The organism is Micromonospora sp. ATLC20 (assembly GCF_057196585.1).
The window spans coordinates 1-21,682 of record NZ_JBXUOV010000097.1 but is presented as its reverse complement, the minus strand read 5'-3'; the positions used below and the strand labels follow the sequence as shown (position 1 = coordinate 21,682).

At 72.0% G+C, this 21,682-nt stretch carries 24 protein-coding genes and 1 pseudogene; 21 read left to right on the top strand and 4 right to left on the bottom strand.

The features are described 5' to 3' along the window. Window positions 1–16: 16 nt before the first annotated feature. Window positions 17–2,062, bottom strand: a complete 2,046-nt coding sequence (locus AC2CHG_RS19900; protein ID WP_484525318.1) for a HelD family protein — start codon at window positions 2,060–2,062, stop codon at window positions 17–19. Between the two features lie 225 nt (window positions 2,063–2,287). Here AC2CHG_RS19900 and AC2CHG_RS19895 point away from each other — a divergent pair. The 5 genes and pseudogenes from AC2CHG_RS19895 (at window position 2,288) to AC2CHG_RS19875 (ending at window position 5,863) form a co-directional block, all read left to right on the top strand. Further along, a pseudogene (locus tag AC2CHG_RS19895) lies at window positions 2,288–2,658 on the top strand (type II toxin-antitoxin system RelE/ParE family toxin). Then, window positions 2,655–2,975 (top strand): helix-turn-helix domain-containing protein, encoded by a 321-nt coding sequence (locus AC2CHG_RS19890; protein WP_366618475.1) that lies wholly within the window; start codon window positions 2,655–2,657, stop codon window positions 2,973–2,975. Before AC2CHG_RS19895 ends, AC2CHG_RS19890 begins: the two are co-directional and overlap by 4 nt. Window positions 2,976–3,029: 54 nt before the next feature. Next, entirely contained in the window at window positions 3,030–3,611 is a 582-nt protein-coding gene (locus AC2CHG_RS19885; protein WP_194802051.1) for an ArsR/SmtB family transcription factor, read from the top strand. 41 nt (window positions 3,612–3,652) lie between these two features. Continuing rightward, the gene (locus AC2CHG_RS19880; RefSeq protein ID WP_366618473.1) at window positions 3,653–4,906 is read left to right on the top strand and encodes an MFS transporter; all 1,254 of its coding nucleotides are present in this window, start codon (window positions 3,653–3,655) and stop codon (window positions 4,904–4,906) included. A 105-nt stretch (window positions 4,907–5,011) separates the two neighbouring features. Continuing rightward, entirely contained in the window at window positions 5,012–5,863 is an 852-nt protein-coding gene (locus AC2CHG_RS19875) for a menaquinone biosynthetic enzyme MqnA/MqnD family protein (protein WP_194802049.1), read from the top strand. 70 nt (window positions 5,864–5,933) lie between these two features. On the opposite strand, the gene AC2CHG_RS19870 is transcribed toward AC2CHG_RS19875, so the two are convergent. Both AC2CHG_RS19870 and AC2CHG_RS19865 read right to left on the bottom strand, forming a co-directional pair. Continuing rightward, window positions 5,934–6,869, bottom strand: a complete 936-nt coding sequence (locus AC2CHG_RS19870) for a hypothetical protein (RefSeq protein ID WP_262016147.1) — start codon at window positions 6,867–6,869, stop codon at window positions 5,934–5,936. Further along, window positions 6,869–7,849, bottom strand: coding sequence for a hypothetical protein (locus AC2CHG_RS19865; protein WP_402810399.1), 981 nt, complete (start codon window positions 7,847–7,849; stop codon window positions 6,869–6,871). The genes AC2CHG_RS19870 and AC2CHG_RS19865 overlap by 1 nt, the downstream gene beginning before the upstream one ends. 358 nt (window positions 7,850–8,207) lie before the next feature. Between AC2CHG_RS19865 and paaA the strand changes: the two genes are divergently transcribed. Genes paaA through paaE form a run of 5 tightly spaced genes read left to right on the top strand, consistent with a single transcriptional unit; the run spans window position 8,208 to window position 11,974 of the window. Continuing rightward, a complete protein-coding gene (gene paaA / locus AC2CHG_RS19860; RefSeq protein ID WP_366618469.1) occupies window positions 8,208–9,275 on the top strand; it encodes a 1,2-phenylacetyl-CoA epoxidase subunit PaaA in 1,068 nt (355 codons plus the stop codon). 53 nt (window positions 9,276–9,328) lie between these two features. Further along, window positions 9,329–9,673 carry a 1,2-phenylacetyl-CoA epoxidase subunit PaaB gene (gene paaB, locus AC2CHG_RS19855; protein WP_484525319.1) on the top strand — a complete coding sequence of 115 codons (345 nt, stop codon included), beginning with the start codon at window positions 9,329–9,331 and terminating at the stop codon, window positions 9,671–9,673. Further along, complete coding sequence (paaC, locus tag AC2CHG_RS19850) at window positions 9,670–10,392, top strand: 1,2-phenylacetyl-CoA epoxidase subunit PaaC (protein WP_484525317.1); 723 nt, start codon at window positions 9,670–9,672, stop codon at window positions 10,390–10,392. The genes paaB and paaC overlap by 4 nt, the downstream gene beginning before the upstream one ends. Further along, window positions 10,389–10,865 (top strand): 1,2-phenylacetyl-CoA epoxidase subunit PaaD, encoded by a 477-nt coding sequence (paaD, locus tag AC2CHG_RS19845; protein WP_355512856.1) that lies wholly within the window; start codon window positions 10,389–10,391, stop codon window positions 10,863–10,865. The genes paaC and paaD overlap by 4 nt, the downstream gene beginning before the upstream one ends. Beyond that, window positions 10,862–11,974 (top strand): 1,2-phenylacetyl-CoA epoxidase subunit PaaE, encoded by a 1,113-nt coding sequence (gene paaE, locus AC2CHG_RS19840; RefSeq protein WP_484525316.1) that lies wholly within the window; start codon window positions 10,862–10,864, stop codon window positions 11,972–11,974. The genes paaD and paaE overlap by 4 nt, the downstream gene beginning before the upstream one ends. Window positions 11,975–11,986: 12 nt before the next feature. Here the strand turns inward: paaE and AC2CHG_RS19835 are convergent, their stop codons facing one another. Continuing rightward, window positions 11,987–12,637 (bottom strand): hypothetical protein, encoded by a 651-nt coding sequence (locus tag AC2CHG_RS19835; protein WP_402810392.1) that lies wholly within the window; start codon window positions 12,635–12,637, stop codon window positions 11,987–11,989. 104 nt (window positions 12,638–12,741) lie between these two features. Between AC2CHG_RS19835 and AC2CHG_RS19830 the strand changes: the two genes are divergently transcribed. The 11 genes from AC2CHG_RS19830 to nuoE all read left to right on the top strand — a co-directional run. Next, on the top strand, window positions 12,742–13,020 hold the full coding sequence (locus AC2CHG_RS19830; RefSeq protein ID WP_262016141.1) for a type II toxin-antitoxin system Phd/YefM family antitoxin: 279 nt from the start codon (window positions 12,742–12,744) through the stop codon (window positions 13,018–13,020). Next, window positions 13,017–13,427: a type II toxin-antitoxin system VapC family toxin gene (locus AC2CHG_RS19825; protein ID WP_402810390.1), complete on the top strand. Its 411-nt coding sequence runs from the start codon at window positions 13,017–13,019 to the stop codon at window positions 13,425–13,427. Before AC2CHG_RS19830 ends, AC2CHG_RS19825 begins: the two co-directional genes overlap by 4 nt. A gap of 73 nt (window positions 13,428–13,500) precedes the next feature. After that, window positions 13,501–14,691 (top strand): cyclic dehypoxanthinyl futalosine synthase, encoded by a 1,191-nt coding sequence (mqnC, locus tag AC2CHG_RS19820; protein WP_262016139.1) that lies wholly within the window; start codon window positions 13,501–13,503, stop codon window positions 14,689–14,691. Window positions 14,692–15,082: 391 nt separating this feature from the next. Further along, window positions 15,083–15,793: a demethylmenaquinone methyltransferase gene (locus AC2CHG_RS19815; protein ID WP_091414513.1), complete on the top strand. Its 711-nt coding sequence runs from the start codon at window positions 15,083–15,085 to the stop codon at window positions 15,791–15,793. 74 nt (window positions 15,794–15,867) lie between these two features. Further along, complete coding sequence (locus tag AC2CHG_RS19810; RefSeq protein ID WP_484525315.1) at window positions 15,868–16,086, top strand: hypothetical protein; 219 nt, start codon at window positions 15,868–15,870, stop codon at window positions 16,084–16,086. A gap of 134 nt (window positions 16,087–16,220) precedes the next feature. Beyond that, window positions 16,221–17,495, top strand: coding sequence for a geranylgeranyl reductase family protein (locus tag AC2CHG_RS19805; protein WP_030273587.1), 1,275 nt, complete (start codon window positions 16,221–16,223; stop codon window positions 17,493–17,495). A gap of 133 nt (window positions 17,496–17,628) precedes the next feature. Further along, window positions 17,629–17,994, top strand: coding sequence for an NADH-quinone oxidoreductase subunit A (locus AC2CHG_RS19800; RefSeq protein ID WP_013283601.1), 366 nt, complete (start codon window positions 17,629–17,631; stop codon window positions 17,992–17,994). 11 nt (window positions 17,995–18,005) lie between these two features. Next, a complete protein-coding gene (locus tag AC2CHG_RS19795) occupies window positions 18,006–18,686 on the top strand; it encodes a NuoB/complex I 20 kDa subunit family protein (RefSeq protein ID WP_013283602.1) in 681 nt (226 codons plus the stop codon). Further along, complete coding sequence (locus AC2CHG_RS19790) at window positions 18,683–19,414, top strand: NADH-quinone oxidoreductase subunit C (protein WP_262016137.1); 732 nt, start codon at window positions 18,683–18,685, stop codon at window positions 19,412–19,414. Before AC2CHG_RS19795 ends, AC2CHG_RS19790 begins: the two co-directional genes overlap by 4 nt. Next, a complete protein-coding gene (locus AC2CHG_RS19785) occupies window positions 19,411–20,736 on the top strand; it encodes an NADH-quinone oxidoreductase subunit D (RefSeq protein ID WP_120572080.1) in 1,326 nt (441 codons plus the stop codon). The genes AC2CHG_RS19790 and AC2CHG_RS19785 overlap by 4 nt, the downstream gene beginning before the upstream one ends. After that, window positions 20,733–21,682, top strand: a 950-nt coding sequence (gene nuoE / locus AC2CHG_RS19780; protein WP_484525314.1) for an NADH-quinone oxidoreductase subunit NuoE, incomplete at its 3' end; no start/stop codon positions are given. The genes AC2CHG_RS19785 and nuoE, both read left to right, overlap by 4 nt.

The following is a 21,682-nucleotide window of genomic DNA, read 5'->3' as shown; positions in this document are numbered from 1 at the left end:
CGGCCGGCCGCCCGCGTCAGGCGGCCAGCGGCGCGGGCAGCGGCTCGCGGTGCAGCACGGCCAGGCGGGAGACCGCCCGGGTCAGCACCACGTACAGGCGGTGCAGCCCGCGCGGCTCGGCGGCCACGATCGCGGCCGGCTCGACGACCACCACGTGGTCGTACTCAAGGCCCTTGACCAGCGTCGCCGGGACCACTGTGACGCGCGCCGCGGCCTCGACGTCGTCGGCCGTGGCGGTCTCGACGCCCGCGTCGGCGAGCGCCGCGCGGAGCCGGTCGACCGCGTCGTCGGCCGCGATCACACCGACCGAGCCGTCGTGCGCGAGCGCCGCCCGCACCTCGGCCACCGTCGCGGCCGTCAGGTCCTCGGCGGTACGCACGTCGAGCGCGCCGTCGTTGCGCAGCGACCGGGCCGGGGGTACGTCGACGGCGAGCGCCGGCAGCAGCCGGTTCGCGAACGCCACCACGGCGGCGGGCACCCGGAAGCCCACGCTCAGCGGCACCACAGCGGCGTCCGGCTTGCCCAGGTGGGCTAGGGAGTCCCGCCAGTCGGTCGCCGCCCAGGGCGCGGTGCCCTGGGCCAGGTCGCCGAGCAGCGTGATCGAGCCGTGCTCGCTGCGCCGGGCGATGGCGCGGCACTGCATCGGGGAGAGGTCCTGCGCCTCGTCTACCACCACGTGCCCGAAGCCGGCGGGCCGTTCCAGCAGCCCGGCCACCTCGTCGATGAGCACCGCGTCGGCGGCGGTCCACCTGGTCGCCTTCGCGGTGCGCGCGACCGTGCCGGACCGGAACAGCTCCTGCTCCTCGGGCGTGAGCAGGCCGTCCGCGGCGGCGGTGAGCGCGTCGGCGTCGGTACGCAGCCGGTGCAGCAGCCCGTCCGGGGTGAGCGCCGGCCAGACCGTGTCGAGCAGGTCGGTGACCGGCTTGATCCGGCTCATCCGGCGCAGCCAGGCGTCGCTCGGTGACTCCGCCCGGCGCGCCTCGGCCTGGCGTTGCAGCAGCCCCACCACCCGCGCCCGCACCCGCTCCCGGCCGGTGGCGTAGGGCAGCCCCTCCCGGCGCGTCTCGGTGACCAGCCGGTGCAGCGGGTCCAGCCCGATCCGCCACCGGTACGAGCCGTCCGACACCATGATCGGCTCGGTCGGCGTACCGATGTGGGCCTCGACGGCCCGGCGCAGCACCTCGGCCATCCGGACGTCGTGCTTGAGCGCGGCGGCGGCCGGGTCGTCGACCGCGCGGACCGGCACCCGCGCGACCAGGTCCTCCACTGTGGCCTGCTCGACCTCGACCTCACCGAGCGCGGGAAGTACCGCCGCGATGTACGACAGGAACGCGCGGTTCGGCCCGACTATCAGCACGCCCGAGCGGCGCAGCCGTTCCCGGTGCAGGTAGAGCAGGTACGCGGCGCGGTGCAGCCCGACCGCCGTCTTCCCGGTGCCGGGCGCGCCCTGCACGCAGATCGAGTCGGCCAGGTCGGCGCGGACCAGTTCGTCCTGCTCCGGCTGGATGGTGGCCACGATGTCGCGCATCGGGCCGACGCGGGGGCGCTCGATCTCGGCGGTGAGGATGCGGCTGGCGGTGCCGAGTTCCTCGCCCCGGTCCAGGTGCTCGTCCTCGAAGCTGGTCAGCGTCCCGGCGCTGAACCCGAACCGGCGGCGTACGGCGACGCCCTGCGGATCACGCGCGCTGGCCCGGTAGAACGACCGGGAGACCGGGGCCCGCCAGTCAAGCACCAGCGGCTCGCCCAGCTCGTCGGTGACGTGCCGGCGCCCGACGTGGTACTCCCGCCCGGCGTGGTCCGGGTCGTCGCCGCCGAAGTCCAGGCGGCCGAAGAACAGCGGGGTGGTCGGGTCGTCGGCAAGTTCCTTGACCCGCCGGGCCATGTGCCGGCCGAGCTGCTCGGCGGTGTACGAGTCACCGGCCACCTTGTCACCGGTGGCGAAGAGCGCCTCGGCGCGTTCCCGCATCCGTTTCAGCGCGGCGCGGGAGGCGTCGAGGTGGGCACGTTCGGCGGTCAGTTCGGCGTCGAGACCGGGTGTGGCGTCAAGATCGGTTGCGGGCACTGTGAACTCCGATGGCTCAACTGAGGCTCGCTCGCGTGTCCGGGGCGGTTGGCCTGCTCCCGGCGCGGGGACGTCCGCTGCGGTGCATGCTCACCGCGGCCGTCGGGCGGCCATCGACTTTACGGGAGCGTCGGCAGGTCGCGCCAACGAATTTCGTGGTGGCAGGCGATTCGCTCGACCCACCTCCGCCTTAAGAATATTATTAAGTCCGGAGGTGGGGGGGGGATGGAGTGGGAGATCCTGATGACCGGGCAGGTGGAGGAGTTCCTCGACCAGCTCTACGTCCTCGACCGCGACTCCCATCGCCTCGTCAACCAGGCCATCCTGGTGCTGGAGCGCAACGGGCCGCCGAGGGTCGGCCCCTCGTCGACAGCATCACCGCCTCGCGTCTCAGCAATCTCAAGGAGCTGCGGCCCCCGTCAGCGGGGCGCACCGAGATCAGGATTCTGTTCGTCTTCGATCCTTGGCGTTCGGCGGTGCTGCTGGTCGCCGGTGACAAGTCCGGGCAGTGGGCACGCTGGTACCGGGAGGCCATACCGGAGGCGGAGCAGCTGTACGACACGTACCTGAAGGAACGGCAGGAGGAGAACCGATGAGCGGCGTCAAGCGCTGGCGGGACACCACACACCTGGACCGGGCGATCGACACGGCCGGCGGACCGCGCGTGTTCGAGGCCGAGGTCGGGGAGATGCTCGATCATGCTCGCGGGTGGCGGCTCGCCGAGCTGCGCAAGCGGCGGGAGATGACCCAGGAGCAGGTGGCGTCGAGGATGGGGGTCTCGGTGGCTCGGGTCTCGCAGATCGAGGCGGGCAACGTCGCGACCCAGGAGGTGCTCGCGCGCTACATCGGCGCGCTCGGTGGCACCCTCAAACTGATCGCCGATTTCGGTGACGAGCAGCTCAAGGTCGCCTGATCCGATGAGTTCACCGCTGGATCCCGGCGTCCGCGGACGCGGGATCATTGAGGCATGACCGAGGCGCTTCCCGGCCGGAGCCGGGTGACGATCAGTGATCCGCAGGTGATGCGGGCGCTCGCTCACCCGGCCCGCATGGCGATCATGGAACATCTCGGCACGCTGGAGGGCGGTGCGACGGCCACCGAGTGCGCCGAGATCGCCGGGCTGTCGCCGAGCGCCACCAGCTACCACCTGCGCGAGCTGGCGAAGTTCGGGCTGGTCCGGCAGGCGCCGGGCCGGGGTGACGCCCGGGAGCGGGTCTGGCAGGCGGTGAATCCGTCGTTCCATGTCGAGGTGGGGCCGGACGCCGATCCGGAGGCGCGTGCCGCCGAGGCGGCCCTGGTCGAGGCGCACATGGTCCGTGACGCCCAGCGGGTCCGGGACTGGTTGCGCCGGGCGCCGGACGAGTCGCCGGAGTGGTACGCGGCGACCTGGTTCAGCGACAGCATGCTGCTCATGACCGCCGAGGAGCTGACCGAGCTGAACCAGGCGGTCCAGGCGCTGATGGAGCCGTACCGGCGGCGGACCCGGACCGATCCGCCCGCCGGGGCCCGGCCGGTGGCGACGCAGTACCGGGCGATGCCCGTCGACTGAGGGGGTTGCGCGCGTCAGTTGTGAAGGATTACTTTCGAAGTATGTCCTTCACAACTGACGAGTCGCGCTGGCCGGACGTCTGGCTCGCGGCCACCGCGCGCGGCATCTCCAGTTGCGGGGACTTCCTCGCCGCCGCCACGCTCACGCTCGCCCTCCAGTCCGCCGGCGCCGGCGGCCTCGCCGTCTCCGGGCTGCTGCTCGCCGCGACGCTGCCGCTCGTGGTGCTCGCACCGCTGACCGGCCGGCTCGCCGACCGGGTGGACAGCCGGGTGCTGCTCGTCGCCGCCGGTCTCGCGCAGGCCGCGGTCTGCCTGGCCCTCGCGTACGCGCGGGATCCGGTGCTGGTGATCGCGCTGGTGGCGTTGCTGGCGACCGGGCTCGCGGTCACCCAGCCGGCGATCGCCGCGCTGGTGCCGGTGATGGTCCGGCCCGAGGACCTGCCCCGGGCGGGCGCGCTCAACCAGACCGCCGGGACGCTCGGCGCGCTCGCCGGTCCGGCGCTGGCCGGGCTGCTCGTCGGGCAGTTCGGCACCCGGGTGCCGCTGCTCGTCGACGCGTTCAGCTACCTCGCGCTGGTGGCGGCCGGGCTGCTCATCCGTACCCGCAGGGGAGGGCGCCGGACGCCGGCCGCGGTCGCCGCGGCGGTCGCGCCCGCCTGGCGGCTGCGCCGTGACCCGCTGCTCACGGTGATGGTCGGCAGCGTGGCCGCGGTGATCGGCGCGGTCGGCGCGGTGAACGTGATCGAGGTCTTCTTCATCCGGGAGACGCTCGGCAGCAGCACCACCGTGTACGGCCTGGTCACCGGCTCCTGGACGCTCGGCATCGTGCTCGGCGCGTGGCTGTTCGCCCGGGTCGCCCGCCGGCTCGCCGACGACGGCGCGCTGCTCGGGGCCGGGCTGGTGCTGCTCGGCGGATGCTGCCTGGCGGTGCTCGTCTCGGCCGCGGTGCCCTCGGCCTGGCTGCTCGTGCCCATCTGGCTGCTCGGCGGGGTGGGCAACGGCGGCGACAACGTCTTCAACAACCTGCTGCTGGCCCGGCGGGTGCCGGAGGCGGCGCGGGGCCGCGCGTTCGCCGTCTTCGGGGCGGCGGCGCAGGGCGCGGCGATGGGCGGCTACCTGGTCGGGGGTCTGCTGCTGGAGGTGGCCGGTCCGCGCGCGCTCGTCGCCGCATGCGGCGTGGCCGGTCTGCTGGTGGTGGTGGCGCTGGCCTGGCCGGTCCGCCGCGCGGTACGCGCCGAGCGCGCCGCCAACCGAGCGGCCACGCCTGCCGTCGCCGTGGCGGCGGGGCCCGTGTGACCGCTGGTGTTAAGAAGGGGCCCTTCCTTCCCGCCGGGTGCGGAGTTCACCACTCGATCGGATCCCCCGGCGGCGAGGTCGGAGCCACGGCGATACGGTCGGGTCATGGCCGACCGCATCGCCCGCCCCCGCGTGGGGCACATCCAGTTCCTCAACTGCCTGCCCATCTACTGGGGGCTGATGCGGTCCGGCGCGCTGATCGACGTCGACCTGCACAAGGACTCGCCGGACCGGTTGAGCGCCGACCTGGTCGCCGGTGACCTGGACATCGGCCCGATCACGCTGGTGGAGTTCCTCAAGCACGCCGACGACCTGCTGCTCCTGCCGGACCTGGCGGTCGGCAGCGACGGGCCGGTGCTCTCGGTGAACGTGGTGTCCACCCGCCCGCTGGGCGAGCTGGACGGCGCCCGGGTGGCACTCGGCTCCACGTCGCGTACCGGGGTGCTGCTGGCCCAGCTGCTGCTCGCCGAGCGGCACGGGGTGCGCCCGGAGTACTTCCGCTGCCCGCCGGACCTGACCCAGATGCTGCTGGAGGCCGACGCCGGGGTGCTGATCGGTGACGTGGCGCTGCGCGCCCTCTACGAGGCGCCGGCCAAGGGCCTCGAGGTGACCGACCTGGGGCAGGCGTGGCACGACTGGACCGGCCTGCCGATGGTGTTCGCCGTCTGGGCGGTACGCCGCGAGTTCGCCGCCGCCCACCCGGGCCTGGTCAAGGAGGTGCACGAGGCGTTCCTGCGCTCGCGTGACCTGTGCCTGGCCGAGCTGGACCAGGTGGCGGAGGCGGCGGCGCGCTGGGAGACGTTCGACGCGGCGACGCTCGCCACGTACTTCCGGGCGCTCGACTTCTCGCTGGGTGAGCGGCAGGTGGCCGGGCTGCGCGAGTTCGCCCGCCGGGCGGCCGCGTACGGGGAGGTGCCGGCGCTGCCGGCCGGCGGCCCGGAGTTCTTCCAGGGCTGACCGCGCCGCCGCCCGGGGCTCAGGCCGGCTGGCGGGCGCATGTGGCTCAGACTGCCGGGACTCGCGTGGCTCAGGTCGCGGGGCGCAGCAGCGCCTTGGTGATCCGTTCGCAGGCGTCCATGCCGTACTCCCAGCCGCCCTCGACGCCGAACGGGGTGCGCAGCATCACGCCCATCGTCCAGGTGTCGCCGATGGCCAGGCAGTTGACGTGGTACTCCTCTTCCTTGTCCCGGTCGATCCACCCGTTCTTGATGGCGATCTTCTTCTGCTCGGCCGCCGGGAACGCCTTGCGGATGCCGAAGTCGCCGGGAGCGCGGACCTGCCGCATCTCGTTGAGCAGCCACTTGGTCCACTTCGGCCCGGCCGCGCGGCCGTCGTCGATGCAGAGACCGAGCCGGGCGGTGTCACGAGGGGACAGCTCGGTGCGGCTCCAGCCGCCGTCGGAGGCGACCTCGCTGTCGGTCAGCTTGCAGATCGAGATCAGCCGCTCGATCGAGTCCGAGCCGCCGACGTTCTCGTAGAACTCCTGGGCGCGGGTGTTGTCGCTGTCCCGGATGATCTTCGTGGCGTCGGCGAGCTTCGCATCGCTCGGCGTCTTGCCGTCCTCGGCGCTCAGGCGCAGGTAGTCGGCCACCACCCAGGACTTGATCAGGGACGCGGTCGTGCTGGTCTCGCCCATGTTCGCCGAGCCGATGATCTTCCCGGTGCGCTTGTCCAGCACGGACCAGGCGTACCAGCCCTTGATCTTGAGGCTGTCCAGGTTCTTCGCCTGGAACGGCAGCGGGGCGATCGACGGTGACGGGGCGACGCGTGGCGCGTTGCGGTCGACGGACTGCTGAGTGGACCGCTCGTTCGTCGGTTCGGGACGCGAGTTCGCGGTCGCCTCCAGCGGCGAGCCGGGGATCACACGCAGGGAGAGGCCGAGCAGGCCGACGAGGACCGCAGCCAGGGCGCTGAAGGCGAGTGGGCGCCGATAGCTGCCGGGCCGACGCCGGGCACCGGCCATCAGAGCTTCCCGACCGGCTGCTGCGGCACCTTGAGCGCGGCGCCGGGCTGCGGCGTCACGAGCTGGGTGGCCACGGCGGCGCACATCTTCGCACCGTACGGCAGGCCGGCGCGGCCCGGGTACCGCATCATCACGGAGAGACTCCACTTGTCGGTGAACGCCAGGCAGCTGACGTGCCAGTTGCCGTCGTAGGCGAGCTGGGTCCAGCCGTTCTTCATGTGCACCGGGCCCTGCGACTTGATCGTCGCCGGCAGGCCGTCGATGATGCCCCACCGGCCGCCGCCGGACCGTGCGCCCTGCTTGTTGACGCTGCCGGCCACCTTGGTCATCTCGGTGAGCAGCCACTTGGTCCACTTGGGCCCGGCGGCGCGGCCGTCGGCGATGCAGTCGCCGAGGCGGACCGCGTCACGCGGGGACATCTCGGTGAAGCTCCACCAGCCCTTGTACTGGGGCACGTCGCCGGGCTTGGTGTCGGTCAGGCCGCAGATCCGGATCGCCCGCGCGATGACCGGGTCCGGCTTGCCGCCCGGCTGGGGCCGGTAGGAGCCGCCGGCCGCCCGGTAGACCCGGTTGGCGCCGTCGTCGTCGCTGTTCCGGATCGCCAGGATCGCCGCCTTCTCAAGGTCGGCGGCCGGCTGCTTGTCGCCGAGCTGACGAAGGTAGTCGGCGACGATCCAGGCCTTGAGCATCGACTCGGTGGAGCTGGTCTGGTTCATGTTCTTCGCGCCGGTGACAGTGCCGGTCTCGCGGTCCATCAGGGCCCAGGAGAAGAACTCGCCCTTGAAGTTCACCGACACCGGGGCGTCGGCGAGCGTCGGGGGCGCAGGCGCGGTCGGCGCCGGCGCCGGGACCTGCGCACCGCCGCCGAGGCCGCCCGCGTCGCCGCCGCCGGCGAGCTTCGCGTACGCGGCCGGCACCAGCATGACGCCACCGATGAGGATCGCCACGACGGCGAGCACCATGGTCACGCGAGGTCGCATGAGTGGTGAACTCCAGATGTCTGGCCGGGGGGACCGGCGCTTCCGCATGGGTCCGGCCCGGTCGCCGACAGGCCGGGGGACGGTGGCCTGAACGGTGACGATCATGAAGCCGAACGGTTTGCCGGGGGGAAGTCTACTTCCGGACAGCTGTGATGCCAGGCCTCGACACCCGTGACTTTGCCGGGTGGGCGGGATATTGAGCCACTTTGCCGCCCTTGGGGGATTTCCTCTATTCCGAGTGATCGACATCACAGATACCAGCGCCGATGGCGGCGCGCGCACGGCCGGTGACGCCAGGCGGCCCGGAAACCTGTTACACCCTCTGGTGTCGTTCGTGCCGAGCTGTAACACTGGCTGCATGTATGGCAATGACTTCGCCCCGCCCGAGGACGCTCCGGGCGGCGGCCTGCTCGGCGAGGTGGAGGCGGCGGAGGCGGCGCTGCGCGAGGCGGCGGCACGCGCCCGGCGCGGTGGCGCGGCCCCGGACGAGGACGTCGAGGCGTACTTCGCCGACGTCATCGGCGCCGACCAGAAGATCGAGCCCCGCGACTGGATGCCCGAGGCGTACCGCCGGACGCTGATCCGGCAGATCGCCCAGCACGCGCACTCCGAGATCATCGGCATGCAGCCGGAGGGCAACTGGATCAGCCGGGCGCCGTCGCTCAAGCGCAAGGCGATCCTGCTCGCGAAGGTGCAGGACGAGGCCGGTCACGGCCTCTACCTCTACGCGGCCGCCGAGACGCTCGGCATCAGCCGCGACGAGCTGGTGGACCTGCTGCTCGACGGCCGGCAGAAGTACAGCTCGATCTTCAACTACCCGACGCTGACCTGGGCCGACGTGGGCGCCATCGGCTGGCTCGTGGACGGCGCGGCGATCGTCAACCAGGTGCCCCTGTGCCGCTGCTCCTACGGCCCGTACGCACGGGCGATGATCCGGGTCTGCAAGGAGGAGTCGTTCCACCAGCGGCAGGGCTACGAGATCCTGCACACGCTGGCGCACGGCACCCCGGCGCAGAAGGCGATGGCGCAGGACGCGGTGGACCGCTGGTGGTACCCGTCACTTGCCATGTTCGGCCCGCCGGACGGCGACTCGACGCACAGCGCCCAGTCCATGGCCTGGAAGATCAAGCGCTTCTCCAACGACGAGCTGCGCCAGCGCTTCGTCGACATGTGCGTAGGCCAGGCCGAGGTGCTCGGCCTCACCCTCCCCGACCCGGACCTGCGCTGGAACGACGAGCGGCAGGCGTACGACTACACCCAGCCCGACTACGCCGAGCTGATGCGGGTGATCAAGGGCGACGGGCCGTGCAACAGGGAGCGCATGGCGCACCGGCGCAAGGCGCACGCCGACGGCGCATGGGTACGGGAGGCCGCCGCGGCGTACGCCGCGAAGCGGGCGAAGCGAGAGGAGCCGGTGGCAGCATGAGCGAACGCACCGAGCGAAGCGAGGGCCGTGAGGGCATGCCCGGTCGGCTCAGCATGAGCGAACGCACCGAGCGAAGCGAGGGCCGTGAGGGCATGCCCAGCCAGCACGGCATGAACAGCGCGTCCTCTCCCCTGTGGGAGGTCTTCGTGCGGGCCCGCCGTGGCCTGTCGCACAGCCACGTCGGCAGCCTGCACGCCCCCGACGCCGAGCTGGCCCTGCGCAACGCCCGGGACCTCTACACCCGCCGCCAGGAGGGCGTCTCCATCTGGGTGGTGCCGGCGAGCGCGATCACCGCGTCCAGCCCGGACGAGAAGGACGCGTTCTTCGACCCGGCCGCCGACAAGGTCTACCGGCACCCCACCTTCTACGAGGTCCCCGAAGGGGCTGCGCACCTATGAGCCTGTTCGACTTCACGCTCGCCGTCGGCGACGACGCGCTCATCGCCGCGCAGCGCCTCGGTGAGTGGACCTCCCGCGCGCCCGAGATGGAGGAGGACATCGCGCTCGCCAACATCGCCCTCGACCAGCTCGGCGCGGCGCGGCTGCTGCTCACGAACGCGGGCGAGCTGGAGGGCGCGGGCCGCGACGAGGACGACCTGGCCTACCTGCGCGACGACCGCGAGTTCCGCAACTGCCTGCTGGTCGAGCTGCCCAACGGCGACTTCGGCGTGACCATGGCGAAGCTGTTCTTCCTGGCCGCGTACCAGTCGCCGCTCTACACGGCGCTGGCCGGCTGCGCTGACGAGCGGCTCGCGGCGGTCGGGGCCAAGGCGCGCAAGGAGTCGGCGTACCACCTGGACCACGCCGCGCTGTGGGTGAAGCGGCTCGGCGACGGCACCGAGGAGTCGCACCGGCGGATGCAGGACGCGGTCGACCAGGTGTGGCCGTACGTCCATGAGCTGTTCGCCCCGGACCCGGCGGCGCCGGTCGACCCGTCCACCCTTCGGGCCGACTTCGACGCCACCGTGTCCGCGGTGCTGGACGAGGCCACGCTGACCCGGCCCGAGACCGGCTGGGCACCCGGCGGCGGCCGGGACGGCCTGCACACCGAGCACCTCTCCTACCTGCTCGCCGAGATGCAGGTGCTGCACCGCGCCCACCCCGGAGCCCGCTGGTGAGCAGCGCGAGGGCGGCCGCGGCGGCGGTGGTGGACCCGGAGATCCGGGTCATCACCATCGACGAGCTGGGCATCCTGCGCGCTGTCGACGAGGAACCGGATACCGGCCGGGTCGTCGTCACCATCACCCCCACCTATACCGGCTGCCCGGCGATGGACGTGATCCGGGAGGACATCCGCCGGGCGCTGGCCGCCGCCGGGCATCCGGACGCCGAGGTCCGCACCGTCTACCACCCGGCGTGGAGCACCGACTGGATCTCCGACACCGGCCGGGCCAAGCTCGCCGCCGCCGGCATCGCCCCGCCCGCGCCGCGCGGCGACGACACGGTGGTGCCGCTGACCCTGGCCGTACGCTGTCCGCGCTGCGGGTCGCCGGAGACCACCCAGATCAGCCGCTTCGGCTCCACCGCGTGCAAGGCGCTGTGGCGCTGCCGGTCCTGTTCCGAACCCTTCGACCACCTGAAGGCGCTGTGACTGTCACCATCACCCGGCCGGTCCGCCGCCGGCCGGTCTTCCACCCGCTGCCCGTCGCCGCCGTGGACCGGCTCACCGACGACTCGGTGTCGATCACGTTCGCGGTACCGGAGGCGCTGCGCGAGACGTTCGCGTTCTCCGCCGGGCAGCACCTCACCGTCCGCCGCCCGGCCGACGGCGACGGCGAGGAGGTGCGGCGGTCGTACTCGATCTGCTCCACCCCCGACGAGCTGGCCCGGCACGGCCGGTTGCGGGTCGGGGTGCGTGAGGTTCCGGGCGGGGCGTTCTCCGCGTACGCCTGCGGCGCGCTGCGCGGCGGCGACACCGTCGAGGTGCTGCCGCCGCTGGGCCACTTCACCTCCGCGTTCACCCCGGACCGGGCGCGCCGGTACGGCGCGGTGGTCGCCGGTTCCGGCATCACCCCGGTCCTCGGGCTGGCCGCGACCGCGCTGGCCACCGAGCCGCGCAGCACGTTCACGCTCGTGTACGGCAACCGCACGGCGAACTCGGTGATGTTCGCCGAGGAGCTGGCCGACCTGAAGGACCGCTATCCGACCCGGCTGCACCTGGTGCACGTGCTGTCCCGCGAGATGGGCGAGTCGGCGCTGCTGTCCGGGCGGATCGACGCCGACCGGCTGACCCGGCTGCTCGACACCGTCGTACCCGGTGACGAGATCGAGGAGTGGTTCCTCTGCGGCCCGTACGGCATGGTGGTGGACGCCAAGGCGGTGCTGGCGGGTCGTGGCGTGCCAGACGCGGCGGTGCACACCGAGCTGTTCCACGTCGACGCCCCGCCGGAGCCGGTGCGGCGCGAGACCGACCGGCCCGGGGCCGGCGCCGAGGTGACGATCCTGCTGGACGGGCGCTCGTCCAGTTTCACGATGGGCCGGGACGAGCGGGTGCTCGACGCGGCCCTGCGGGTGCGCGGCGAGTTGCCGTACGCCTGCAAGGGCGGGGTGTGTTCGACCTGCCGGGCCAAGGTGACGTCCGGTGAGGTGACGATGGCGCGCAACTACGCGCTGGAGCCCGACGAGGTCGCCGCCGGTTACGTGCTGACTTGCCAGTCCAGCCCGGTCACCGACGAACTCACTGTCGACTACGACGCCTGACGGCGCCGCCGGTCAGATCACCACCGGCGGTGCCGTGGCGGCGCGGCCACGGGCCCGGCTGACGTGGCCGCGCCACCCGCCGACCAGCGCGAACAGGGTCCATCCCGCCGCGCCGAGCACGAGCATGCCCCGCTTCCCGTCCGGGTCCACGTCCCGCGCGTCGGCCAGTTCCACCTCGCCCCGCGGGTCGACGAGCACCGTCAGCCGCTGGCCGACCCGGTAGCCGGGGGAGCTGCCCCGGTAGACCAGCGGCTCGTCGAGCCGGCCGGTGTCGCCCTGGAGGGCGAACTCGTGCCGCTTGCCGACGGTCTCCACGCCGGTGATGGTCACCTGCTGGGCGACGCCGCGCTCCCGAAGGACCGACTCCGGCGCGAGTTGCACGGTGCCCACCAGCACGAACAGGGCCGGCAGCACCGACAGGAGGGTCAGCCACCAGCCCCGGTGCAGCAGGCGCAGGCCGACCGCGAAGGCGAGGCAGCCGGCCAGGGCGACGGAGATCGGCACCGCGATCGGCAGTCCCACGGTGAGGTGGCCGACCACCGCGCTGACCGTGATCACGGCGAGGCCGAAGCCGACGAGCACGGCGGTCATGATGAGGGACCAGAGGGCGGAGCGGGCGCCGGCCACGCGTACGGGGGTGGGCGGGGGCGATACGACTGACACGCCGAGAGCGTAGGCGGGCGACGCCAGCGCTCCGCTTCCCGCGGTCGCGTTTCGGGTCGACCACCATCCGTGACGCGTAGAACGTTGCGTCCTACACTTGGCTCATGGAGCAGATCGCCGTCCGGGAGCTGAACCAGCACACCAGCCGGGTGCTGGCGCGGGTGCGCGCCGGTGAGACGGTCGAGGTGACCGATCGGGGTGAGCCGATCGCCCGTCTCGTCCCGGTGCTGGCCGGCGACGCGCTCCTCGGCCGGTTGGTGGCCGAGGGCCGGGCCGCGGCCCCGACCACGACCGGCCCGGTCCCGATGCCGCCGGTGCTCGGGGATCCCACGGTGGACGCCGCAGCCGCCCTGATCGAGGCGCGCGACGAGGAGCGCTGGTGATCTACCTCGACTCGGCGGCGGTCATCAAGATGCTGCGGCGGGAGGCGGAGACGCCGGATCTGCTCGGCTGGCTGAACGAGCGCGCCGGCACCGCCCTGGTGTCGTCGGCTCTCGTCGAGGTGGAGGTGCCACGGGCCTTGCGTCGTGCCGCACCACAGGCGCTGGTCGGCGTCCCCTCGGTGCTGGGACGTCTCTACCGGGTCGAGATCGACGCCACGGTCCGGGCGACCGCGGGCGCGTACCCGGAGCCGATGCTGCGCAGCCTCGACGCCGTCCACCTCGCCACCGCCGAGGTCCTGGCCCGGCAGGCGGCGGCCGAGTTCGTCGCGTTCGTCACGTACGACAAGCGGCTGCTGGAGGCGGCCAAGGCGATCGGGCTGCGGGTGGCCAGTCCGGGCATGCCCTGACCGGGTGGGTCTCTCGTCACCGGGTGAGGAGTGGCGTTTCCCGCCGTCGGGCCCGCGACGTACGCTCGGGGATGTGACGGCGAACCGGGAGATCGACGACATCCTGCAACGCGGCGCGGACGGCGGGCGGATCACGCCCGAGGAGGCGCTGCTGCTCTACACCGACGCGCCCTTCCACGCGCTGGGCGAGGCGGCCGACGCGGTACGGCGGCGCCGCTACCCGGACAACATCGTCACGTACCTCATCGACCGCAACATCAACTACACGAACGTCTGCGTGACGGCGTGCAAGTTCTGCGCGTTCTACCGGGCCCCCAAGCACAAGGAGGGCTGGACCCACCCGACCGAGGAGATCCTGCGCCGTTGCGGCGAGGCGGTCGAGCTGGGCGCCACCCAGGTCATGCTCCAGGGCGGGCACCACCCGGACTACGGCGTCGAGTACTACGAGGAGCTGTTCTCCTCGGTCAAGAAGGCGTACCCGCAGCTCGCGATCCACTCGATCGGCCCGAGCGAGATCCTGCACATGGCGAAGGTCTCCGGCGTGAGCCTGGACGAGGCCATCGCCCGGATCAAGGCCGCCGGGCTGGACTCGATCGCCGGCGCCGGCGCCGAGATGCTGCCGGACCGGCCGCGTAAGGCGATCGCGCCGCTGAAGGAGTCCGGCGCGCGCTGGCTGGAGGTCATGGAGCTGGCGCACCGGCAGGGCCTGGAGTCGACGGCCACCATGATGATGGGCACCGGCGAGACCAACGCCGAGCGCATCGAGCACCTGCGGATGATCCGCGACGTGCAGGACCGCACCGGCGGTTTCCGGGCCTTCATCCCGTGGACGTACCAGCCGGAGAACAACCACCTGAAGGGCCGCACCCAGGCGACCACGATGGAATACCTGCGCCTGGTCGCGGTGGCCCGCCTGTTCTTCGAGACGGTCCCGCACCTGCAGGCGTCCTGGCTGACCACCGGCAAGGACGTCGGGCAGCTCGCGTTGCACATGGGCGTGGACGACCTCGGCTCGATCATGCTGGAGGAGAACGTCATCTCCTCGGCCGGTGCCCGGCACCGGTCGAACCTGCACGAGCTGATCGGCATGATCCGGTCGGCCGACCGGATCCCGGCCCAGCGGGACACGCTCTACAACCGGCTCGCGGTGCACCACACGCCGGCCGACGACCCGAGCGACGACCGCGTCGTCTCGCACTTCTCGTCGATCGCCCTGCCCGGCGGCGGCGCCGGGAAGTCGCTGCCGCTGGTCGAGGTCAACTGACCCGGTTCCGCCGTTCGGCCGGTCGGTGTCCGTCGTGCGGCCGGAGCTCCGCCCGTTTCCGGTGAAGCTTGCGCCAGGGGTCTTCACCTGTGTGATCACCGGCGGCTAGCCTGCCCGCGCGACACCACCGATCCGGGCCGCTAGCAGGCAGGTAACAGGTCGGCGGCGACCCGGTCGAGCACGGCCCGGTGAGCCGACGACGCCATTACGCTGGCGGCGTCCGTCGGACCGTCGTCCTCCATCGGCCCATGAGGGCCGTTCATATAACGCACCGCGGCAGGGGCGGGATGGGTGACCATCCCGCCCCTGCCGTCTGCCGGGATCGATGAAGGAGCGCACCGGCGACTGACCCGGGGGGAGGCGGGGGCGGTGCGGCTGGCAGAGTGGAGGGGTGAGCCGTACCCCGCAGGGCCAGCGCGCCAGCCTGGACAAGCAGCCGCACGAGGTCGCCGCGATGTTCGACGGTGTCGCGGCCCGCTACGACCTGACGAACACCGTCCTGTCGTTCGGGCAGGACCGGTCGTGGCGGCGGGCCACCCGTGCGGCGCTCGGGTTGCGGCCGGGTGAGCGGGTGCTGGACGTGGGCGCCGGCACCGGTGTGTCGACCGAGGAACTGGCCCACTCCGGGGCGTACGCGGTCGGCGCGGACCTGTCGCTGGGCATGCTGTACGCGGGCAAGCGCACCCGTCCGTCGGTGCCGCTGCTGGCCGGGGACGCGCTGCGGTTGCCGTTCGCCGACGCGAGCTTCGACGCGGTGACCATCTCCTTCGCGCTGCGCAACGTCAACGACACCGACGCGGCACTGGCCGAGCTGGCCCGGGTGACCCGGCCGGGCGGGCGGCTCGTGGTCTGCGAGTTCAGCACTCCGGTGAACCCGGCGTTCCGCACGGTCTACCTGTCGTACCTGATGCGGTCGTTGCCGGCGGTGGCCCGCGCGGTGTCGAGCAACCCGGACGCCTACGTCTATCTCGCGGAGTCGATCCGGGCCTGGCCGGACCAGGCGGCGCTGGCCGCGCGGATCGGCGCGGCCGGCTGGGGCCGGGTGGCGTGGCGCAACCTGACCGGCGGCGTCGTGGCGCTGCACCGGGCCGTCCGAAACTGACCGTCCGACCAGCCGACGCTGGTCATTTCGTGAATATCCGATTTTGGTCTACTTTGTCCCGTAGGCTCGCCCCCATGACGGGACCAGACCAGGCCGCCACCGACGAGGACGCCGCCGAGCTGATCGCGCAGCTCCGCGAGCTGGCCGGCGCGGATCCCGCAGATGTCCGGCAGGTCGTCGCCGAGGTGCTCGCCGCGCTGGACCGGGCCGCCGGTGGCGCGTTGCGCGACCATCTGCCCGAGGCCATCCGCCTCGACGCCGGGCTCGGACCGGCCGCGCAGGCGCGCCCCTGACCGGTCTCGACGCTCTTACCGGCGCGTTTCCGCGAAGTTAGGCCCCCCTCAGCGCGTACTGGTGTAACGCCGGTCATAGACTCCAACCGGATCGGCTTGTGAAGCATTTCACGAGCATGCGGGAGGAGGCGCGGATGACCGCGGTGGAGAACGACGCCGACGTCATCGTCGTGGGCGCCGGTCCCGGAGGATCGGCCACGGCGTACCACCTGGCGCGGCACGGCGTACGCGTGCTGCTGCTGGAGAAGACGGAGTTTCCCCGGGAGAAGGTCTGCGGCGACGGGCTCACGCCCCGCGCCGTGCGGCAGCTGATCCGGATGGGCGTGGACACCTCGCCCGAGGCGGGCTGGCTGCACAACAAGGGCCTCCGGGTGATCGGCGGCGGCATACGCCTGGAACTGGACTGGCCCGACCTGGCCAGCTTCCCCAACTACGGCCTGGTGCGCACCCGGCTCGACTTCGACGACCTGCTCGCCCAGCGTGCGGTCGCCGCCGGGGCGAAGCTGCAGACCAGCGTCAACGTCCTCGGGCCGGTGCTCGGCGCCGACGACCGGGTGATCGGCGTGCAGGCCGAGGTCGGCCCGGACAAGGAACCCGCCACGTTCCACGCGCCGCTCGTGGTCGCCGCCGACGGCGTCTCCGGCCGCTTCCCGCTCGCGCTCGGGCTCGCCAAGCGGGAGGACCGCCCGATCGGCGTGGCCGTCCGCCGCTACTACCGCTCGCCCGCCAAGCACGACGACGACTACCTGGAGTCCTGGCTGGAGCTGCGGGCCAAGGGCAGCGACGCGCTGCTGCCCGGCTACGGCTGGATCTTCGGCCTCGGCGACGGCCGGGTGAACGTCGGCCTGGGCGTGCTGAACTCCTCCTCGGCGTTCGGCAAGACGAACTACCGCAAGCTGCTCACCGACTGGCTCGCGAACACCCCCGAGGACTGGGGGATGACCGACGAGTCCAACGCGGAGGGTCCGATCCTCGGCGCCGCGCTGCCGATGGGCTTCAACCGCGTCCCGCACTACACCCGCGGTGTGCTGCTGGTCGGTGACTCCGGCGGCATGGTCAACCCGTTCAACGGCGAGGGCATCGCGTACGCGATGGAGTCGGGCGAGATGGCCGCGGAGGTCGTGGTGCAGGCGCTGGCCCGCCCGGCCGGCGCGGAGCGGGAGCGGGCGCTGATGGCGTACCCGCAGGAGCTGAAGGCCCGCTTCGGCGGCTACTACCGGCTCGGCGGCGTCTTCGTGAAGCTCATCGGCCGCCCCGAGATCATGCGGATGGCGACCAAGCACGGCATGCCGCACCCGATGCTCATGCGCTTCGTGCTCAAGCTGCTGGCCAACCTGACCGACCCGCGCGGCGGGGACGCGATGGACCGGGTCATCAACGCGATGACGAAGGTGGCCCCGGCCGTGTAGGAGACGACCGGCCCGAGGCGGAACGCCCACGGGCCGGACAGAGATCGACCCCGCCGACCGAGGTCGTGAGGGACGTGAATAGTGTGATTTTGGCCAACCACCGAGGTCAGGGAAGGACGAGCAGGGGACAACGATGACGCTCTCTCCTTACGCACCCATCATCGGGCTGTTCGCCCTCGCTGCGGCGTTCGCGCTGTTCTCCGTGGCCGCTGCCCGACTCGCCGGCCCGCGGCGTCTGAACAAGGCCAAGCTCGAGGCGTACGAGTGTGGCATCGAGCCGAGCCCGCAGCCGGTCGGCGGCGGCCGGTTCCCGATCAAGTTCTACCTGACGGCGATGCTCTTCATCGTCTTCGACATCGAGATCATCTTCCTCTACCCCTGGGCGGTCTCCTTCGACGCCCTGCCGATCTTCGGCTTCGTGGAGATGGTCCTGTTCATCGTCGCGGTCTTCGTCGCGTACGCCTATGTCTGGCGTCGCGGCGGCCTGGACTGGGACTGAGGAGGTAGCAGATGGGCATCGAGGAGAAGCTCCCCTCCGGCGTCCTGCTCACCAGCGTCGAGAAGCTGGTCAACTGGACGCGGAAGACCTCGGTCTGGGGCGCCACGTTCGGTCTGGCCTGCTGCGCCATCGAGATGATGGCGGCGGGCGGCCCGCACTACGACATGGGCCGCTGGGGCATGGAGGTCTTCCGCGCCTCGCCCCGCCAGGCGGACCTGATGATCGTGGCCGGCCGGGTGAGCCAGAAGATGGCCCCGGTCCTGCGCCAGATCTACGACCAGATGGCCGAGCCCCGCTGGGTCATCTCGATGGGCGTCTGCGCCAGCAGCGGCGGCATGTTCAACAACTACGCCATCGTGCAGGGCGTCGACCACGTCGTCCCGGTCGACATGTACCTCCCCGGCTGCCCGCCCCGGCCGGAGATGCTCATCGACGCGGTGCTCAAGCTGCGCGAGAAGATCATGCACGAGCCGCTGGGCCCGAACGGCCGCAAGATGCTGGAGGCCCGCCAGGCGCGCGGCGACGTGCCGGTGGTGCCGTACGGCTCGATGCCCTCGTCGTACCGCAGCGACAAGGCCCGGCGTGCCGAGTGGACGAAGGCGGTCCGCGAGGGGCGTGAGGAGCAGCTGCGGATCGAGAACTGGATGAAGGCGCAGAACCACCTTCAGGCGTCGCATAGGGGCCCGAAATGAGCAACGACAAGAACAACGACGGCGGGGTGCCGGTACCCACCACCCCGGCCGGTGCCAGCTCCACCGCCCCGGCGGAGTACCCGCCGGCCGGCCCGGCCGGCCGGGGCATGTTCGGCAACCAGGGCACCGGTGACGTCTCCGGCTACGGCGGCCTGGTCCGCCCGCGCAAGCCCATCGAGGAGGCGGCCCGGCCGTACGGGAGCTACTTCGACGAGGTGCGGGACGCGCTGGAGGAGGCGTACCCGGACTTCGGCGACGCGATCGAGAAGGTCGTGGTCGACCGGGGCGAGCTGACTCTGCACGTCCGCCCGGAGCGGATCGCCGAGGTCTGCCAGGTGATGCGCGACGACCTCGCGCTGCGCTTCGAGCTGTGCTCCTCGGTGTCCGGTGTGGACTACCTGGGCGCGCAGGAGCGCCGCCTGCACGTGGTCTACCACCTGACCTCGATGACCTACCGCCGCATCGTCCGGCTGGAGGTGGCGGTCTCCGTCGAGGACCCGCACGTCCCGAGCGTCACCGCCGTCTACCCGACCGCCGACTGGCAGGAGCGGGAGACGTACGACATGTTCGGCGTCGTCTTCGACGGCCACCCCGCCCTGACCCGGATCCTCATGCCGGACGACTGGGAGGGGCACCCGCAGCGCAAGGACTACCCGCTGGGCGGCGTCCCCGTCGAGTACAAGGGTGCGGAGATCCCCCCGCCGGACCGTAGGAGGTCGTACCAATGACCACGTCGAACTACGCGACCGAGCGCGAGACGACCGAGGGCAAGGTCTTCACCGTCACCGGCGGGGACTGGGACGAGGTCGTCTCCGGCACGGACCCGATCAACGACGAGCGGATCGTCGTCAACATGGGTCCGCAGCACCCGTCCACCCACGGCGTGCTGCGGCTGGTCCTGGAGCTGGAGGGTGAGACGGTCCGCGAGGCCCGCTCGGTCGTCGGCTACCTGCACACCGGCATCGAGAAGAACCTGGAGTACCGCAACTGGGTCCAGGGTTCGACGTTCGTGACCCGGATGGACTACCTCTCGCCGCTGTTCAACGAGACGGCGTACGCGCTCGCGGTGGAGAAGCTGCTCGGCATCACCGACGACATCACCGAGCGGGCCACCACCATCCGCGTGCTGATGATGGAGCTCAACCGGGTCTCGTCGCACCTGGTCTGGCTGGCGACCACCGCCATGGAGCTGGGCGCGATCAACATGATGCTGTACGGCTTCCGCGAGCGGGAGTACGTCCTCGACATCTTCGAGACCATCACCGGCCTGCGGATGAACCACGCGTACGTGCGGCCGGGCGGTGTGGCGCAGGACGTGCCGGACGACGCGATCCGCAAGATCCGCGACTTCCTCCAGCTGATGCCGAAGCGGCTCAAGGAGTACGAGAACCTGCTGTCCGGCCAGCCGATCTGGCTGGAGCGTACGCAGCACGTCGCGGTGCTCGACGTGACCGCCTGCATGGCGCTCGGCGTCACCGGCCCGGTGCTGCGGTCCGCGGGTCTCGCCTGGGACCTGCGCAAGACGATGCCGTACTGCGGTTACGAGACGTACGAGTTCGACGTGCCGACGCACACCGACGGTGACGTGTGGGGCCGCTACCTGGTCCGGGTGGCGGAGATCCGCGAGTCGCTGAAGCTGATCGAGCAGGCGCTGGACCGCCTGAAGCCCGGCCCGGTGATGGTGTCCGACAAGAAGATCGCCTGGCCGGCGCAGCTGGCCATCGGCGTGGACGGCATGGGCAACTCGCTGGAGCACGTCGCCAAGATCATGGGTCAGTCGATGGAGTCGCTGATCCACCACTTCAAGCTCGTCACCGAGGGCTTCCGGGTTCCGCCGGGCCAGGTGTACGTCGGCATCGAGTCGCCCCGCGGCGAGCTGGGCGTGCACGCGGTGTCCGACGGCGGCACCCGGCCCTACCGGGTGCACTACCGGGAGCCGAGCTTCGTCAACCTCCAGGCCCTCCCGGCGATGGCCGAGGGCGGCCTGATCGCCGACGTGATCGCCGGCGGCGCCTCGCTGGACCCCGTGATGGGTGGTTGTGACCGATGAGCTTTACCGAAACGACTCGCGCCCGGGCCCGGGAGATCATCGCCCGGTACCCGGCGGACCGGTCCCGCTCGGCGCTGCTGCCGCTGCTGCACCTGGTCCAGTCCGAGGAGGGCTACGTCTCCCCGGCCGGTGTCGAGTTCTGCGCCGAGGTGCTCGGGCTCAACAAGGCCCAGGTCGGCGCCGTCGCCACCTTCTACACCATGTACAAGCGCAAGCCGACCGGTGACTACCTGGTGAGCGTCTGCACAAACACCATGTGCGACGTGCTCGGCGGGCAGAAGGTCTACGACACCCTGGCCGAGCACCTCGGCGTCGGGCACGAGGAGACCACCGCCGACGGGAAGATCACCCTGGAGCACGCCGAGTGCCTGGCGGCGTGCGACTACGGCCCGGTGATGACAGTCAACTACGACTTCTTCGACAACGTGGAGCCGCAGGCCGCTGTCGACGTGGTCGAGGAGCTGCGTGCCGGCGGCCGGCCGATGCCGACCCGCGGGGCGCGGCTGTGCACGCTCAAGGAGATGGCGGTCCAGCTCGCCGGTTTCGCCGACGAGCGTGACGGCGCGGTGGCCGACGGCGGGCCGGGCGAGCCGAGTCTGCGCGGCCTGCGCTTGGCCGAGCAGCACGGCGTCTCGGTGCCGGGCTTCGACCCGAAGACCCCGATCCGCAGCAAGGCCGAGGCCGACCGGGCCGCCGCCGAGGCGAAGGCGAAGGCCGAGGCCGCGAAGCCGGCCCCCGCGCCCGAGCCGGCCAAGCCGGAGGCGGCGACCGGCAGCACCGCGCCGGACGTGAAGGCGCCGGACGCCAAGTCGCCGCAGGTGCGTACCGCCGAGACCCGGCAGCCGGACGCGAGCACCCCGGCGCCGGACGCCCCGGGCACCAAGGTCCCGGTGGACGGACCGGCACCGGCGCCGCGCGACGCGCGGGCGGCCGAGGCGGCCGGCGT

Coding starts and splice junctions, on each gene's coding strand:
- AC2CHG_RS19890 (WP_366618475.1), top strand. CDS start 2,655: ATGAGCGGCGTCAAGCGCTGGCGGGACACCACACACCTGGACCGGGCG.
- AC2CHG_RS19885 (WP_194802051.1), top strand. CDS start 3,030: ATGACCGAGGCGCTTCCCGGCCGGAGCCGGGTGACGATCAGTGATCCG.
- AC2CHG_RS19880 (WP_366618473.1), top strand. CDS start 3,653: ATGTCCTTCACAACTGACGAGTCGCGCTGGCCGGACGTCTGGCTCGCG.
- AC2CHG_RS19875 (WP_194802049.1), top strand. CDS start 5,012: ATGGCCGACCGCATCGCCCGCCCCCGCGTGGGGCACATCCAGTTCCTC.
- AC2CHG_RS19870 (WP_262016147.1), bottom strand. CDS start 6,869: ATGGCCGGTGCCCGGCGTCGGCCCGGCAGCTATCGGCGCCCACTCGCC.
- AC2CHG_RS19865 (WP_402810399.1), bottom strand. CDS start 7,849: ATGCGACCTCGCGTGACCATGGTGCTCGCCGTCGTGGCGATCCTCATC.
- paaA (WP_366618469.1), top strand. CDS start 8,208: ATGTATGGCAATGACTTCGCCCCGCCCGAGGACGCTCCGGGCGGCGGC.
- paaB (WP_484525319.1), top strand. CDS start 9,329: ATGAGCGAACGCACCGAGCGAAGCGAGGGCCGTGAGGGCATGCCCAGC.
- paaC (WP_484525317.1), top strand. CDS start 9,670: ATGAGCCTGTTCGACTTCACGCTCGCCGTCGGCGACGACGCGCTCATC.
- AC2CHG_RS19830 (WP_262016141.1), top strand. CDS start 12,742: ATGGAGCAGATCGCCGTCCGGGAGCTGAACCAGCACACCAGCCGGGTG.
- AC2CHG_RS19810 (WP_484525315.1), top strand. CDS start 15,868: ATGACGGGACCAGACCAGGCCGCCACCGACGAGGACGCCGCCGAGCTG.
- AC2CHG_RS19805 (WP_030273587.1), top strand. CDS start 16,221: ATGACCGCGGTGGAGAACGACGCCGACGTCATCGTCGTGGGCGCCGGT.
- AC2CHG_RS19800 (WP_013283601.1), top strand. CDS start 17,629: ATGACGCTCTCTCCTTACGCACCCATCATCGGGCTGTTCGCCCTCGCT.
- AC2CHG_RS19795 (WP_013283602.1), top strand. CDS start 18,006: ATGGGCATCGAGGAGAAGCTCCCCTCCGGCGTCCTGCTCACCAGCGTC.
- AC2CHG_RS19790 (WP_262016137.1), top strand. CDS start 18,683: ATGAGCAACGACAAGAACAACGACGGCGGGGTGCCGGTACCCACCACC.
- AC2CHG_RS19785 (WP_120572080.1), top strand. CDS start 19,411: ATGACCACGTCGAACTACGCGACCGAGCGCGAGACGACCGAGGGCAAG.